The organism is Bacillus sp. X1(2014) (genome assembly GCF_007678255.1).
The window spans coordinates 309,052-323,135 of sequence record NZ_VEED01000002.1; the positions used below are offsets into that span (position 1 = coordinate 309,052).

The following is a 14,084-nucleotide window of genomic DNA, read 5'->3' on the forward strand; positions in this document are numbered from 1 at the left end:
CAGGTAGGAATAATTTAATATGTTGACTATTATACCGCTCTCCCCCCCAATAATCAATAAATTATTTCAGATGTCTTTGAATTTTCTAAAAAAGGCAGAAATAGCGTCCTTAAATCGACAGGCCGAATTTTTTGAACAAAAAAAAGAGTCCGAGGACTCTTTTTCCAAAGATAATTAGTAGCCGGCTAAGCCAGATCAACAGTCTGGGTTGAAGACAATAATGAAAAACCCTCATATCCCTTCGCTGCAATTTCATCACATTTTTGTCGGTATACGCCGACTCCACCTAAATAAATCAGGAATCCACGCGGTTTACCAGGAATATTTGCACCAGTGTACCATGAGTCAGTTTTCGTAAATAGCGTGGATTCAGCCACTTCCCGGCAATGCTTACTCCATGCTTCCTCCGCGTCAACATTCGCCTCAATTGTTTCCACACCATGCTTTTGCATATACTCAATACAATCAGCAATCCATTCGACATGCTGCTCGATCGAGACTGGCATGTTACTTAGAACCGAAGGACTTTCCGGTCCAGTAATCATGAACATATTTGGAAACCCAGCGTTGGCGATTCCAAGATAGGTCCTTGTCTGTGCTCCCCCTGCCCATTTCTCCTTCAGTGTTACTCCGTCTTTACCTCGGATATCCATTTTTAACAATGGCCCTGTCATTCCATCATATCCTGTCGCAAAAACAAGTGTGTCCAATTCATACTCCCCGTCTGTTGTCCGGAGCCCATTAGGGGTAATTTCCTCAATAGGCGCTTTCTTTACGTCTACTAATGTGACGTTATCACGGTTATATGTTTCATAATAATTCGTGTCAATAATTGGACGCTTCGTCCCATAAAAATAACTTGGCAGGAGTTTTTCGGCTACATTAGGGTCGTCAACGATTTGACAGATTTTAGTCCGAATAAATTCGGCAACAGTTTCGTTGGCTGCTTCATTAATTGTAATATCATAATACGCGCTAAACAGCCCTAATCCACCTTTCTCCCATGCCTCTTCATAGACACGCTCCCGCTCCTCAGGTGTCACTTCCAGTGCTGACTTAGTAGGGATTGGCACTGGCTGTCCCCCTTGAGATTCACGCATTTGACGTTTGATTTCGCTGAAATTTTCCTTCGTTTTCCGGATGTACTCTGGGTCATAAGGGTGATTTCGCGCAGGAGCGCAGTACTGTGGTGTCCGCTGGAACACAGTAAGGTGCTCGGCCTCTGCTGCGATGACTGGGATGGCCTGAACACCAGTCGATCCTGTTCCAATAATTCCTACCCGCTTCCCCTTGAAATCAACCTTTTCATGCGGCCAATGCCCGGTGTGGTACCAGTCGCCCTTAAAATTTTGAACTCCTTTAAAATTTGGAATATTGGCGGCTGAGAGACAACCTACACCTGTGATAAAGAACTTGGCTGATACGCTTGTCCCATCATTTAAATAGATCTCCCATCTATTCGTCTCTTCGTTATAATGTGCTGCGTTTATTCTTGTCTTAAACTGGATGTCACGACGAAGGTCAAACTTGTCTGCGACAAAGTTTAAGTAACGCAGGATCTCTGGCTGCTCAGGATATCTAGAGGTCCATGTCCATTCTTTATAGAGTTCTTCTGAAAAAGTATAGTTATAATAGATGCTTTCCGAGTCACAGCGTGCTCCGGGATAGCGGTTCCAATACCATGTACCGCCAACACCATCACCCGCCTCATAAACATGGGTAGAGAAACCTGCCTCACGTAAGCGATGAAGCGTATATAACCCCGAAAAACCTGCCCCAACAACAACAGCGTCGTAATTAGCAATATGTTTCGATTGTTTCATAGATTTCATCATACTCCTCCTCCAGCATCTATATTAATCGTTAAACCCTGCCAACCTTTTGATCAATTTCACTTAGAAACTTGGCGAATTTAGAAATCGATCCTTTAATCCGCTCTGGAAATACCGCCATATTCGTAAAATAACCATGCACTAGTCCCTCTTCAATGGTTGATTCAACCTTGACCCCTGCCTGTTTTAGGCGTTCAGCATAGGCTAAACCTTCATCCCTAAGGACATCATTTTCTGCAGTAATGACATATGCCGGCGGAAGATTGCTTAAATCCTCAGCCAATAATGGCGCGATGTATTTATTTTTTGTATCCTCTTCATTGTTAATATAGTAATTGCCAAACCATTTCATTAAATCTCGATCCAGCCCAAACCCTTGTTGAAACTCTTCATAAGATTTGGTGTCATACCCTAATGCTGTTACTGGATAAATAAGAACTTGGGCTGCTACTTCTGGACCATTTTGTTCCTTGGTGATTAACGAAACGACGGCTGATAAATTCCCACCAGCACTATCACCGCCAACCACCAGATTGGAAGCGTTTCCATTTAATGCCGCAGCATTTTCACTAACCCACTTTAATGCTGCATAAGAGTCTTCTACGGGGATAGGGAATTTATATTCAGGTGCAAGCCTATAATCCACAGAAACTACTACTCTTCCTGTTTGATTGGCAATCATTCGGCAACTAGGATCGGCCGTCTCAAGATCACCAATTACCCAGCCGCCGCCATGGTAATAGACAAACAGTGGAAAAGGTCCTTGGCCTTCCGGTGTGTAGATCCTGACTTTGATTTCCGTATCATCTGCTACAGGAATCATTCTGTCCTCTACCTTCGCAAGCTGCGCCAACTCTACCTCAACAGGAGGGGCTAAAGCAAACATTTCTCTAACGGTTTGTGCATCTAATGTCTGGATCAATGGCATCTGACTGAACATTTCTAAATAAGCTTTTGCTTGCGGATCTAAATTGGCCAAAGAACATCTTCCTTTCCTAATGAGGAATTTTTAACTTTCATAGAAAAAGATTTTCTTAAAAGTCTATCTAAAGATTACATTTTTTTGTATAATTTGAATATTCCCAATTTTAGACGTGCTATATCCCCAAAAAGGAGATGATAATTTGACATCTCAGTATACCTTTCAGCAACAAATTCAAAAATTAGAGGAAGCAACGTGCCATGAAGAAAGACTTTTTAAAATTCTTGATGTTTACATGGAGCTTTATCCCGTCAGGAATGCCTATTTATTTAGATTTTCCCCGTTAGGCTTTCTTGGAGAAGGTATTATCTTATTAACCGCTGATGGGTTGGTACATATTGGGGATATTCGGGATGATGTCCGATCCCTGCCGATTATTTACTCAGCGATTCATGAAAAGAAAGCGAAGTATTGTTCAGGAATTGAGTATTTGAAGCAAACAAGCAGTAAATACATAACATCATCGAGTATACATTCGGTTGTGGTTGTCCCTATCTGTTTTCGTTCCGTAATTATTGGCTATATTTGCACGAATGAGTTTATAAAAGGAGCTAAGATTGATGAAATTCTTCTTTCCTCCTTAACTCGTTATGGAAAAGAAGTTGGAAAGTTTCTGGAGAAATCCGACAATGTGGAGGACCCGCAATTTTTAAGTAAGAGGGAACTTGAAGTGATGCGCAGAATTGCTTGGGGAGAAAGCACAAAGGAAATGGCAGATCTAATGAAAATTAGCGAATTAACAGTCAAACAATATGTAAAAACAGCGATTAAAAAACTTGGTGTTCAGAATCGTTCCCATGCGATTGGCGAACTATTCCGTAGAGGAATTATCACGTAGTTTTTTGAAAGCGCTTTATTAACAATAGACTCATCAGGCTCGATTAAAGGTTCAGCACCCATATGGGTGCTTTTGATTTTTTATTTAGCGGGTGAAAGCGCTCCATTCACATCATAGTTTTTGGGGTCAATTTCTGTTTGTTTACCTACGACTAGTTTGGCTAGTTCTGCACCAAGGTACGGCCCACTCGTTAACCCTGAAGCCCCAAGGCCATTGGCTAAATAAATTCCTTCAAATTGTGGCAATGCCCCAATCACAGGCAAAAATCCTGGGGTGAACGGCCGAAAACCAACTCTTGTTTCAAGATACGTGGAGCCAGCCAGACCAGGCGCTGTTTCTAGCGCTTTGTTTAAAATCTCATGAATTCCACCAGCTGTTACACGCGTGTCAAATCCAGCCTCGTTTTCATGAGTCGATCCGACAACAACACGGCCATTTTCAAACGTAAGGATGTAATGATTTTGAGGCGGCATAACCACAGGCCATTGGCTTGTATCCGTCTTAGGTAATTCCAGATGAATGATTTGTGCTTTTTGAGGTTTGACTAAAAACTCTATACCTAAGGGCTGCAAAAGCTCGTTAGACCATGCACCTGCAGTCAGAACTACATGATCTGAAGAATACCTTCTTTCCGCAGTCTTAATTCCGACTACTTGATTCCCCTGCATCTCGAGAGACGCATTCCCGTGGTGAAATGTCACTCCGTGTTTTGTGGCGGCACGTATTAATGACTCACGTAATGCCCTGCCATTAACCCGTGCTCCCCCACTAACATGAACAGACCCGTATTCCTCGGATAATGGAGGGAATTGACGCTTAGTTTCAGAAGGCGATAGAATGGTAATCTCTCCAATTTCAGGAGCATCGTCGCGACGTTTTCTCGCTCGTTCCGCCATTTGTTCGAGTTTATTAAGTTCCGTATGAAGACTGATTGCCCCAACCCGTTGATAGCCAGTCTCATACTCGCCATCTGCTTCTAGTTGAGCGATTAATTCTGGATAGTAACGAGCTCCTCCTTTGGCTAACTGATACCATGCTTTGTTGCGCCGCTGAGAAAGCCAAGGGCAAACAATCCCAGCAGCGGCATCAGTTGCCTGTCCTGGGTCAGCTCGATCTACCAATGTTACCTGTGCGCCTAATTTCGCAAGATGATAGGCGGTCGATGCACCAAGAATTCCTGCTCCAATTACGATTATTTTCTGCATAACACACCTATTTCACTATTTTTAAAAAAAGGACTTGATAATTTCTTGTTCATTATTACATTCGGTACAAATATATTCTATTTCTAAAGCATCTTCGCGGACCATATGCTCAGTTTCTTTGCCGCACTTTTCACAAAAAAGATTTTTCGGAAACTCGATCATACCATTCATCACTCACTTTCTCAAATAAATGTTTACCCAATTATATAAAGGATAATATTCCCTATCATTGGGACACTATTCCTTTGCTCAGCCTCCCGAAATCCGGGTTTACTTTTAATGAAATTAATAATAATCGGTTAAATTATATACGAGCAATGACACATTGCTCAAAAAACTTCGTCGGGAGTGATGTATCATAGCTAGAAACAAACTATTGGTTCCAGGAGCAGACAATGCTTTAGATCAAATGAAAGAAGAGATTGCCAACGAGTTTGGAGTTCAACTTGGTGCTGATACGACCGCACGAGCAAACGGTTCAGTCGGCGGCGAAATGACGAAACGTCTCGTCGCTTATGCTGAACAAACCCTCAGAAATCATCAAAATCAATAACGGATGATTTCAATCGCAGGCTGTCCCACAGAATTTGGGACAGCCTTTTTCAATTTTGGGTATACAAACTCCGCCAGTTTACGTTTAAATAGAAGAAAAAGAAGTTAAGGAGAAAATCATGAAACAACGAACAGCGATTGTTACGGGATCTTCAAGCGGCTTTGGGATGCTAACTGTGATTGAATTGGCAGTAAAAGGCTTTACAGTGATTGCAACTATGAGGGATATCAATAAATCAGAGCCTCTATTAACTCTTGCTAAAGAAAATAATGTCGAGGATTTCATTTATGTTCAACCGCTTGATGTCACTTCCAGTGATTCCATTCAACATTTTCAAGATATTCTCCGTGAGTATCCTGCTGTCGACGTATTAGTAAACAATGCAGGGTTTGCCCTGGGAGGTTTTAGCGAGGAGCTTTCAATTGAAAAGTATAGGAGTCAATTCGATACAAATTTGTTCGGAGTGATTGCTGTCACTCAGGCAGTTCTGCCGTGGATGCGGGCAAGAAAGCAAGGCAGGATTATCAATATCAGCAGCATTAGTGGACGACTAGGATTCCCAGGATTATCAGCTTATGTCGCTTCCAAACACGCACTTGAAGGTTATAGCGAAAGCCTGCGCCTCGAGTTGAAGCCATTTGGGATCGACGTTTCCCTCATTGAGCCAGGTTCCTATCAAACCAATATTTGGGCGAGTGTGGACGGGATGGAAGTCAATCCTGAGTCCCCATACCTATCCTATATGGAAAGTTTACTTCATGAAATTGAAGGAGGAAAAGCCAAGCATGGCAATCCCATCGAGGTTGCTAAATTGGCAGCAAAAATTGCCTCGCAGCCGCAATCACCTGATCTTAGGTATCCGATCGGAGCTGGTGTAAAGACGATGCTTAGGCTTAAAAATTTGCTGCCGTGGAAGCATTTAGAAGCAATTATTCTCAAACGGCTAAAGCCTTAATTATTTGTCGCATCAATAATGACAAGGTTATTTTTACGAAGGGCTTGCTTGTCGCGAATTCTTATCAGTCTTTTCTTTTTTTCTTTTTCATAAAAATAATGGACCAGGAAGTATGAAATAATACCAAGGATGATACCAAAGATTGTCATGCCTATTAAGACATGGACACCTCCGTGAAGTAAGCTGACCACACTGTGTAAATCTCCTTGCATCAATTGTTCGAACGAAAAAGGGGTTTTATTCCCGATACTCCCGTTATTTGGATAAATCAGTTTACCGATAGGTTTTGCTAACGGCAGTAGTAAAACTGGTAAAAAGGATATTTTTCCAATGACATTTCCGATAATTGCCGCCGGCAAAGAACCTTTTGCCATTCGAACCAATGGTAAAAATACGATATAAACAAGGGAAGCAGTTGAAAGAACAATCATTTCTAAGCCAAAACCTATTGCAAATCCCAAAGATACTTTTTTGGCACCACCTGGAGAACGAAGCAATTTAATAAAATTCAACTTAAAAGCCCGTCCAATACGTTGAAAAACATGATGCTTTTTCTTTTTTTTGTTCATATGCATTCTTCCTTTTTACATCAGATTTTCGTGACTAGATAGCTTCGTGTTTAGGACGATATAACTAATACCATTATCATAACACTAAAAAATGAAAAATTAAGATAATTGTAAGCGAACTCATAAATTACCAAGGATAATTTTTCCTCATCCCGACTCGTTTCTTCATAAAAATGGAATGATTCTTATTATTCCTTTCTTGATAAAAATAAGCCGCGAAAGGTGATAAAATATCACTATTCACGGCTTTATTTGGTTTTCCTTTAAGATGGGAAAATCCGATCAATTTCTTGAATCTCTGCAGCTGTTAATTGTATCTGTAACGTTTTTAAATTATGAAGCACTTGGTCTGCTCGCTTGGCACCAGGAATAATCACATCGATGCATGGACGGGACAGATACCATGCAAGAATCACTTGGGCAACTTCCGCCACCTTTTCCAATGCAATAGTACGAACCTGCTCAATCTTTTCCAAGTTTTGTTCGAAAACTCCTTCTTTAAACTGCGGTCTTTTACGGTTCTTTTCATTTACTTTTGTTTCACGAGAATACTTACCAGTTAATAATCCAGATGCTAATGGGTAAAATGGAACAAAAGAAATCTGCTGTTCGGTAACGTATGGAAATAATTCCTGCTCGGCACCGCGGCTTAGTAGGTTATATTCCCCTTGATAAACATCAACATAACCATCTTTATTAGCTTCTTTTAGTTGATCAATTGGAAAATTAGACACCCCGATTGCTCTAATCTTTCCTTCATCCTTCAATTGTTTTAATGACCCAACCGCTTCGTCCTTCGGTGTATCTTGGTCTGGAAAATGGATATAAAATAAATCAATGTAATCGGTTTGAAGCTTTTTTAAACTCTCTTCGACAGCTTGTTTTAAAAAAACCGGTGAATTATCAAGAACCATTTCATTTCCAATCAGTTTGTGTGCTGCTTTGGAGGCGATGACTATTTCTGAACGATTCCCACTTTCCTTCACAATTTCGCCGATGATTTCCTCTGATCGTCCTAAACCATAGACATAGGCTGTGTCAAGGAAATTAATCCCATGAGCCAAACCAGTTCGAACTAACTCCCTTCCTGCATCTTCATCCAAGTTTGGAAAAAGATTATGGCCCCCAACGGCATTGGTACCAAGACCAATTGGATTGACAATTAAATCTGTTTTCCCAATTCGATTATGTTTAGTCATAAGCGTTCAACTCCCTTAATTTACTAATTTGATGATAACAAACGGATGGAAGAGAAAACAAAGGTAATGCTTTAATTTTTCTATGTATAAGAAAAAGACCATCAAGGAAGGATGGTCTTTAAACGCGTTTTGTTCCAACGTATCTTGAATGCCAATATGGGTTGTTTGTGCTTGTAATCATGACACCTTTTGATGAAGAAGCCATAATCATTTTACCATTCCCGATATACATCGCTACATGTGTTGGTTTACTTGCCTTAGTTGGAGCATAAAACATTAAATCACCTGGTTGTATATAAGAATAAATCCGATATCCGTTTCCATAGAACATTTGTGCTGCTGTACGATTTAGGTTTTTTCCAGCCCTTGCATAGGAATACTTAATAAGACCTGAACAATCAAATCCTCCGGGTGCCATTCCGCCCCATTGATATGGTACTCCAATATTAGACTTTGCAACCGAAATTGCTTTTGTATGATAATATGCTGCTTCCGCTTTATCACCCATGTTAGCAAACAAAGAGCCACAAGAAACGATAATGACAAACGCTACGATGAATTTCTTAAGCATAATTGTTACCTCCTAGTGTGATTTGATAGTTCAAATATACTAGAAAGGTGTAACAGTGACATCTCATCAATATTACAATATCATTACAAAATTATTTTAATATAATTTTGTGCCATCATCTATTTTTCATTAACAGAGGCAAAATATATAGGAATTTAGGTAAAAATACTATGTTTAGGAAACGTATAATGCCCGTAAAGGTTGAGAAATCGAGGCAACGGTAATCATACCTGGTGTATGTTGCCCGTGAAGGGTGAAAAATTGGGATAACGGGAATCATACGTTTTGTATGATTCCCGTGCACGTTAAATACTCGGGGTAATGGTAATCATAGCTAACTATATTGACAAGGAGGACATAATGAAGGTATCAGACGTAGTTGTCCATTGTTTAGAAAACGAAGGAGTGGAATATGTGTTTGGAATCGTCGGCACGGAGGTGCTGGACGTCGCTGATTCCCTTTCAAAATCAACTCAAATTCAATACGTTAATGTTAGGCATGAGCAAGGAGCGGCATTTATGGCCGATGTGTATGGAAGATTGTCAAACAAAGTAGGTGTATGTTTATCAACGCTTGGTCCTGGCGCCACCAATTTAATAACGGGAATGGCCAGCGCACAGCTCGACCATTCCCCTCTAGTGGCCATCATTGGCCAAGCCGGTGTGGAGCGTCACCATAGGGAATCCCATCAATACATGGATCTTGTGAAGATGTTCGAACCCGCAACAAAATGGAGCACACAAATCAATGAATCCCAAACTGTTCCAGAGAAGATTCGAAAAGCATTCAGGATGGCAAAAATGGAGAAACCGGGGTCCGTTGCAATTACTTTACCAGAAAACTTTTCAAGTCAAATGATTGCCGGTAGTCCCTTACCCGTTACATCCTTGCCTGAAAGTGTTCCGTTTCAAGAGTCAATCGAAGCTGCATGTACCCTAATCAAAAAACATACAAAACCATTTGTCATCGTCGGAAATGGGGTAAATAGGCAAGAGGCAGTTCCAGAACTACTGACTTTTGTCGAATCTCTTCAATCCCCTGTTACTCATAGTTTTATGGCAAAAGGAGTGCTCGCTAAAGAACATCCACTTAACTACTATACCCTTGGTTTTAAGGAAAATGACGAAGTGCTGACTGGATTAAAAGAGGCAGATCTCCTGATTGTCATCGGCTTTGACTTTGTCGAAAAACTGCCAAAGGACTGGAATGAGAAGAAACTTCCTGTCTTACATATCGATGCATTACCAGCTGAAATCAATGACTACTATCCTGTAGAGATTGAGCTGGTCGGAAACCTGAAGAAAACATTACAACTCCTTAATCAATCTGGTCTCTCAACGAAATCATGGTCTCCTTCAGGAGGACTGAAGGACCAAATTAAGGCAGCATATCAAATCAATCAACTGGTGTCAGGCACTCTTCATTTGACGATCGAGAATGTTCTCCACTGTGTTGAATCTCATACTACAGAAGATACAATCGTGATATCCGATGTCGGGGCACATAAGGTTTCGATAGCGCGGATATATCAGCCGAAAAAGCCGAATCGGCTAATCATTTCAAATGGGCTTGCAGCCATGGGAATAGCCATTCCAGGAGCGATTGGAGCGAAGCTTGCTTGTCCAAATGACCCAGTTATTTGCATTACCGGAGATGGTGGTGCTTTAATGAATTTTGCGGAAATAGAAACGGCCAAAAGGCTCGGACTTTCGTTCATTATTATTGTATTAAATGACTCGATGCTGAAACTTGAAGTGTCACAAATGAACAAAAAATTCGGAGATAACTACGGAGTAACGTTCCAAAACCCGGACTTTGTCCGATTGGCCGCCAGTTTCGGAATTAATGGTATGCGGGCGAGTACGCTTGATGAATTTGAAAACATCTTTAATGAGGCACTGCAATCTGTTGGGGAAATCTTCTTAATCGAAGTTGCGTTAGAAAATTGACCGCCTGCTAGCAATTAGAGCGGTTACTTCGTTTTTCCAGTAAATGATTTGAATAAATACATCAGTTCCACTTCTAGCTACTTTCGTTTTATACACAAAATATTAACGTATAATTAGTAGTGGAACTGATTCATTTACGGACTTCCAGTCTTTTTAATAACATAAGAAATTAATTTATTAATAAGTTCTTTATGATCTCTTCTATAACTTCTTCAGTTGTATGTTTACCCCCAAGATCTGGTGTTAAGATGCCAGCATTTGTGACGTTTTCAATTGATTTTAGCAATAAATTCCCAAGCTCTTCTTCACCAAAATGATCCAGCATCATTTTAGCAGTCCAGATCTGTCCAATCGGGTTTGCGATGCCCTTCCCAATAATATCAGGTGCCGATCCATGAACAGGTTCAAACATCGAAGGAAATTTTCCATTCACATTAATATTGGCGGCTGGCGCAACCCCGATACTTCCCATAATAGCAGCACCTAAATCGGTTAAAATATCGCCAAAAAGATTACTGGCCACAATCACGTCGAATTTATCGGGATGAGTGACAAAAAAGGCAGCTAACGCATCTATGTGCTGTGAATCTGAATCTACATTTGGGTAATCCTTTGATACGTCTTTGAAAACTTCATCCCAGAAAGGCATAGAATATACAATTCCATTAGACTTCGTCGCGCTCGTTACATGCTTTTTACGTTTTAATGCTAGTTCAAAAGAATATCGCATCGCACGTTCTGTTGCTTTTCTTGAAAAAATGCTGTTTTGAATCGTAATTTCATCTTCGCCTTGATAGATTCTTCCGCCAACAGAACTGTACTCCCCTTCACTATTTTCTCTCACTACAATTAAATCAAAATCCTTTGGGTTCACTAATGGCGATTTCACGCCTTTTAATACCTTAGCAGGCCTAATATTTATGACTTGTTCGAACTCTCTTCTTATCTTGATGAGAAGCCCCCAAAGCGAAACATGATCTGGAACAAGCTTAGCATTACCCACGGCACCAAGAAAAATTGCATCAAAATCACTTAATCTTTCAAGTCCATCTGTCGCCATCATTGCACCGTTTTTCAAATAGTATTCACACCCATATGGAAAATGAGTGAAATCGAACCTAATGCCGCCATGAATATTTGCTATGGTATCCATTATTCTAATTGCTGCAGGGACAACTTCATTTCCAATTCCATCGCCAGGAATAGATGCTATCTTTAAATTTTTCACTTTCCCACCACCTAGATAAAATACTCAAGACATTTGACAAAATTTTACATTGATCATAATAGGCATATGTCCTCCTACCAAAAGATTAGTTCTGCATATCCCTTTTTTAATAAATGAATATTTTAATTATTCTTGAATATCATAACACTTTTTTAAGATATAAAAAATATGGCCAATAGCAAAACAATGCTAGAAGCCATTTTTGGGGGTTATACAGAAACCATGCTTTCACTTTGAAGCACTCTTTGCAGGTGGATTATTTCACTTGTAATACTAGAAAAACCTTCGATATCAGGGATACTTTTCAAACTATGAGCACATTGCCGATCGCTGGCATTGGCCATCGTTTCAAAAGCATAAAGCATTTGGGATAGTGCTTCATCCGAAAGAAACGGCCGCCCATCAGTTTTGGAGCAATTTTCTAGTAAAAACCCCAAATGCTCAATCGCAAAAAGAACGGACCAATAATGCTCCAATGCCTTTTGATTTACCGGAATCTCCCCCGCTGCAGTATTATATAGAGTTATTAAATTAATGATATTCGTGCGCATTTTTTTCAATTCTCTACTCTTTGAAGCAATAAAACTTTCTCCTTGATTAGAAAAGAGAATAAACAAAAATTGTGCCTGACTTCGAATTGTTTTTGTGGTTAAATGCGGCAGTCGACTAGAGGCTGACCGCCTTCCCACAAAACCTATCCCGATAAGACCAATGAAAATACCAATCGCAACATCGATTATTCTAGCAGAGGCAAAGTATGCAAAGCTAAAGCTTTCTTGACTAGTGCTTTCTGCCATAAGTAATGCATTCGGTGTAAAAAATAGTGCAGCTAATCCATAATTTTTTACAATAAACAGCTCTGTAATAAACGTCAATAATAAAATAAATAAAGCAATTAGGTATCCATTAGGATGTGTAGCCAGAATAAAACTAGCTATTAAGATACCGAGGATGGTACCAACTCCCCTTTGAATCGCACGATGATACGTGGAGACAATTGTAGAGCCTGACAAAACAGCTACACAGGATAAAGGCACCCAATAGGAGCGTATAAATCCAAACTGAAAGGCAATAATTGCAGCAATAATTGTGATCACACCAAACCGTATTGCCGAAATAAAAACTATCGATTGTTTATCAAAAGCGCCCATAAAAACAGTTTTAAGTGATGGTTTGGATATTTGAATCGTTTGATTTATTTTGGATGTTGGTTCATTCATGATAGCATCGGCATCATATATTTTTGTAAATAGGTGTGCTACTTTTTCATCCATCTCAACTGGCTGAAGAATTTTTTTGGACACATGTTCACTCTTATCCTTATTACCTAATGAATGAGCTATTTCCCGGACAGTCTGCCCTAATTCAGGTGGGATGTTTGAATGGCCATTTGAAAAATTTTCAAGAACAAACAAAAATATTTTATTTGCATGATTATTTAACACGTATAAACGATTGAATAGGTCTGTTGTTCGCCAAGGGATATACCCCGCTGCTAGTGTTTCCTCTGCTTCTTTTAAAACGGACATAACGCGATGTCTTGCCTCACTAAATTTCTTTGCACCAACAGAATCTAGAAACGAAGCCAATTCCAAATAGACTCTTTGGACTACCCCTGTTTCCGGGTCATGGGGATTGTAGAACCAACCAAACATGGCAATCATCCACGATAGGGCACCTCCAAGAAAAACAAGGCCTGCTCGCAACGGGGCAAGCTCCGGTTGAATCGGCATTCCTGTTGTCATCGCAAAAACTAACACAAAAAAGATGGCAGAAGGTCCCTTTATTCGTAAAGCACCAAAAATAAAAATAGCAGTGGCTCCAATGATTCCCATTAAAATGGCGATGGCAAGTGGATAAGGAGCAGCAAATGTACCTAATACTGATACCAAGCACATGCCAAGGATGACAAAAAATATCTTTTTTGCCCGCTGGGCATATGGAATATTAAATACATAAAGATAGGTAAAGCTCCCCATACCTGCCAATAATCCATATTCAATGTGATCAAAGAGCAGTCCAATTGTAATAGGCAGAGCAGCAGCAATACCCGCACAAAATGCCTTTAGCCATGGAAACGGCTTCTTATTAACTGCCATTGCTTGCTTTACAATAGTTAAGACTTTAGAGGAAGATGCTCCTGATTTGTGGTTTTCAACCATGAAATCGCTTCTTTCCAAAAATTAATTCAGGGCTCTTGGT

The 14,084-nt window shown here is 40.2% G+C and carries 12 protein-coding genes; 4 read left to right on the plus strand and 8 right to left on the minus strand.

Features of this window, described 5'->3' with window-relative positions:
- Positions 1-185: 185 nt before the first annotated feature.
- Together FS608_RS05455 and FS608_RS05460 are read right to left on the minus strand one after the other, a co-directional pair.
- On the minus strand, positions 186-1,832 hold the full coding sequence (locus FS608_RS05455; RefSeq protein ID WP_313958693.1) for a flavin-containing monooxygenase: 1,647 nt from the start codon (positions 1,830-1,832) through the stop codon (positions 186-188).
- A gap of 31 nt (positions 1,833-1,863) precedes the next feature.
- Positions 1,864-2,811 (minus strand): alpha/beta hydrolase, encoded by a 948-nt coding sequence (locus FS608_RS05460; protein ID WP_260871583.1) that lies wholly within the window; start codon positions 2,809-2,811, stop codon positions 1,864-1,866.
- A 145-nt stretch (positions 2,812-2,956) separates the two neighbouring features.
- Between FS608_RS05460 and FS608_RS05465 the strand changes: the two genes are divergently transcribed.
- On the plus strand, positions 2,957-3,652 hold the full coding sequence (locus FS608_RS05465) for a response regulator transcription factor (RefSeq protein ID WP_144548245.1): 696 nt from the start codon (positions 2,957-2,959) through the stop codon (positions 3,650-3,652).
- Between the two features lie 80 nt (positions 3,653-3,732).
- On the opposite strand, the gene FS608_RS05470 is transcribed toward FS608_RS05465, so the two are convergent.
- Entirely contained in the window at positions 3,733-4,857 is a 1,125-nt protein-coding gene (locus tag FS608_RS05470; RefSeq protein ID WP_144548246.1) for an NAD(P)/FAD-dependent oxidoreductase, read from the minus strand.
- 358 nt (positions 4,858-5,215) lie between these two features.
- On the opposite strand from FS608_RS05470, the gene FS608_RS05475 reads away from it, so the two are divergent.
- Together FS608_RS05475 and FS608_RS05480 are read left to right on the plus strand one after the other, a co-directional pair.
- A complete protein-coding gene (locus FS608_RS05475) occupies positions 5,216-5,410 on the plus strand; it encodes an alpha/beta-type small acid-soluble spore protein (RefSeq protein WP_026567533.1) in 195 nt (64 codons plus the stop codon).
- Positions 5,411-5,528: 118 nt separating this feature from the next.
- Positions 5,529-6,365, plus strand: a complete 837-nt coding sequence (locus FS608_RS05480) for an SDR family oxidoreductase (RefSeq protein ID WP_144548247.1) — start codon at positions 5,529-5,531, stop codon at positions 6,363-6,365.
- Here the strand turns inward: FS608_RS05480 and FS608_RS05485 are convergent.
- The 3 genes from FS608_RS05485 to FS608_RS05495 form a co-directional block, all read right to left on the minus strand.
- Entirely contained in the window at positions 6,362-6,940 is a 579-nt protein-coding gene (locus FS608_RS05485; protein ID WP_395947516.1) for a DUF2062 domain-containing protein, read from the minus strand. The genes FS608_RS05480 and FS608_RS05485 overlap by 4 nt on opposite strands.
- A gap of 257 nt (positions 6,941-7,197) precedes the next feature.
- Positions 7,198-8,133 (minus strand): aldo/keto reductase, encoded by a 936-nt coding sequence (locus FS608_RS05490; RefSeq protein WP_144548249.1) that lies wholly within the window; start codon positions 8,131-8,133, stop codon positions 7,198-7,200.
- Between the two features lie 118 nt (positions 8,134-8,251).
- Positions 8,252-8,704, minus strand: a complete 453-nt coding sequence (locus FS608_RS05495) for a C40 family peptidase (protein ID WP_144548250.1) — start codon at positions 8,702-8,704, stop codon at positions 8,252-8,254.
- Positions 8,705-9,064: 360 nt separating this feature from the next.
- Between FS608_RS05495 and FS608_RS05500 the strand changes: the two genes are divergently transcribed.
- Positions 9,065-10,654: an acetolactate synthase large subunit gene (locus FS608_RS05500; protein WP_144548251.1), complete on the plus strand. Its 1,590-nt coding sequence runs from the start codon at positions 9,065-9,067 to the stop codon at positions 10,652-10,654.
- A 169-nt stretch (positions 10,655-10,823) separates the two neighbouring features.
- Here FS608_RS05500 and FS608_RS05505 read toward each other — a convergent pair whose 3' ends face one another.
- On the minus strand, positions 10,824-11,882 hold the full coding sequence (locus FS608_RS05505) for a tartrate dehydrogenase (protein ID WP_144548252.1): 1,059 nt from the start codon (positions 11,880-11,882) through the stop codon (positions 10,824-10,826).
- Between the two features lie 209 nt (positions 11,883-12,091).
- Positions 12,092-14,044, minus strand: coding sequence for an FUSC family protein (locus FS608_RS05510; protein ID WP_144548253.1), 1,953 nt, complete (start codon positions 14,042-14,044; stop codon positions 12,092-12,094).
- Positions 14,045-14,084: the final 40 nt, after the last annotated feature.

Coding starts and splice junctions, on each gene's coding strand:
- FS608_RS05455 (WP_313958693.1), bottom strand. CDS start 1,832: ATGAAATCTATGAAACAATCGAAACATATTGCTAATTACGACGCTGTT.
- FS608_RS05495 (WP_144548250.1), bottom strand. CDS start 8,704: ATGCTTAAGAAATTCATCGTAGCGTTTGTCATTATCGTTTCTTGTGGC.
- FS608_RS05510 (WP_144548253.1), bottom strand. CDS start 14,044: ATGGTTGAAAACCACAAATCAGGAGCATCTTCCTCTAAAGTCTTAACT.
- FS608_RS05490 (WP_144548249.1), bottom strand. CDS start 8,133: ATGACTAAACATAATCGAATTGGGAAAACAGATTTAATTGTCAATCCA.
- FS608_RS05470 (WP_144548246.1), bottom strand. CDS start 4,857: ATGCAGAAAATAATCGTAATTGGAGCAGGAATTCTTGGTGCATCGACC.
- FS608_RS05500 (WP_144548251.1), top strand. CDS start 9,065: ATGAAGGTATCAGACGTAGTTGTCCATTGTTTAGAAAACGAAGGAGTG.
- FS608_RS05480 (WP_144548247.1), top strand. CDS start 5,529: ATGAAACAACGAACAGCGATTGTTACGGGATCTTCAAGCGGCTTTGGG.
- FS608_RS05485 (WP_395947516.1), bottom strand. CDS start 6,940: ATGCATATGAACAAAAAAAAGAAAAAGCATCATGTTTTTCAACGTATT.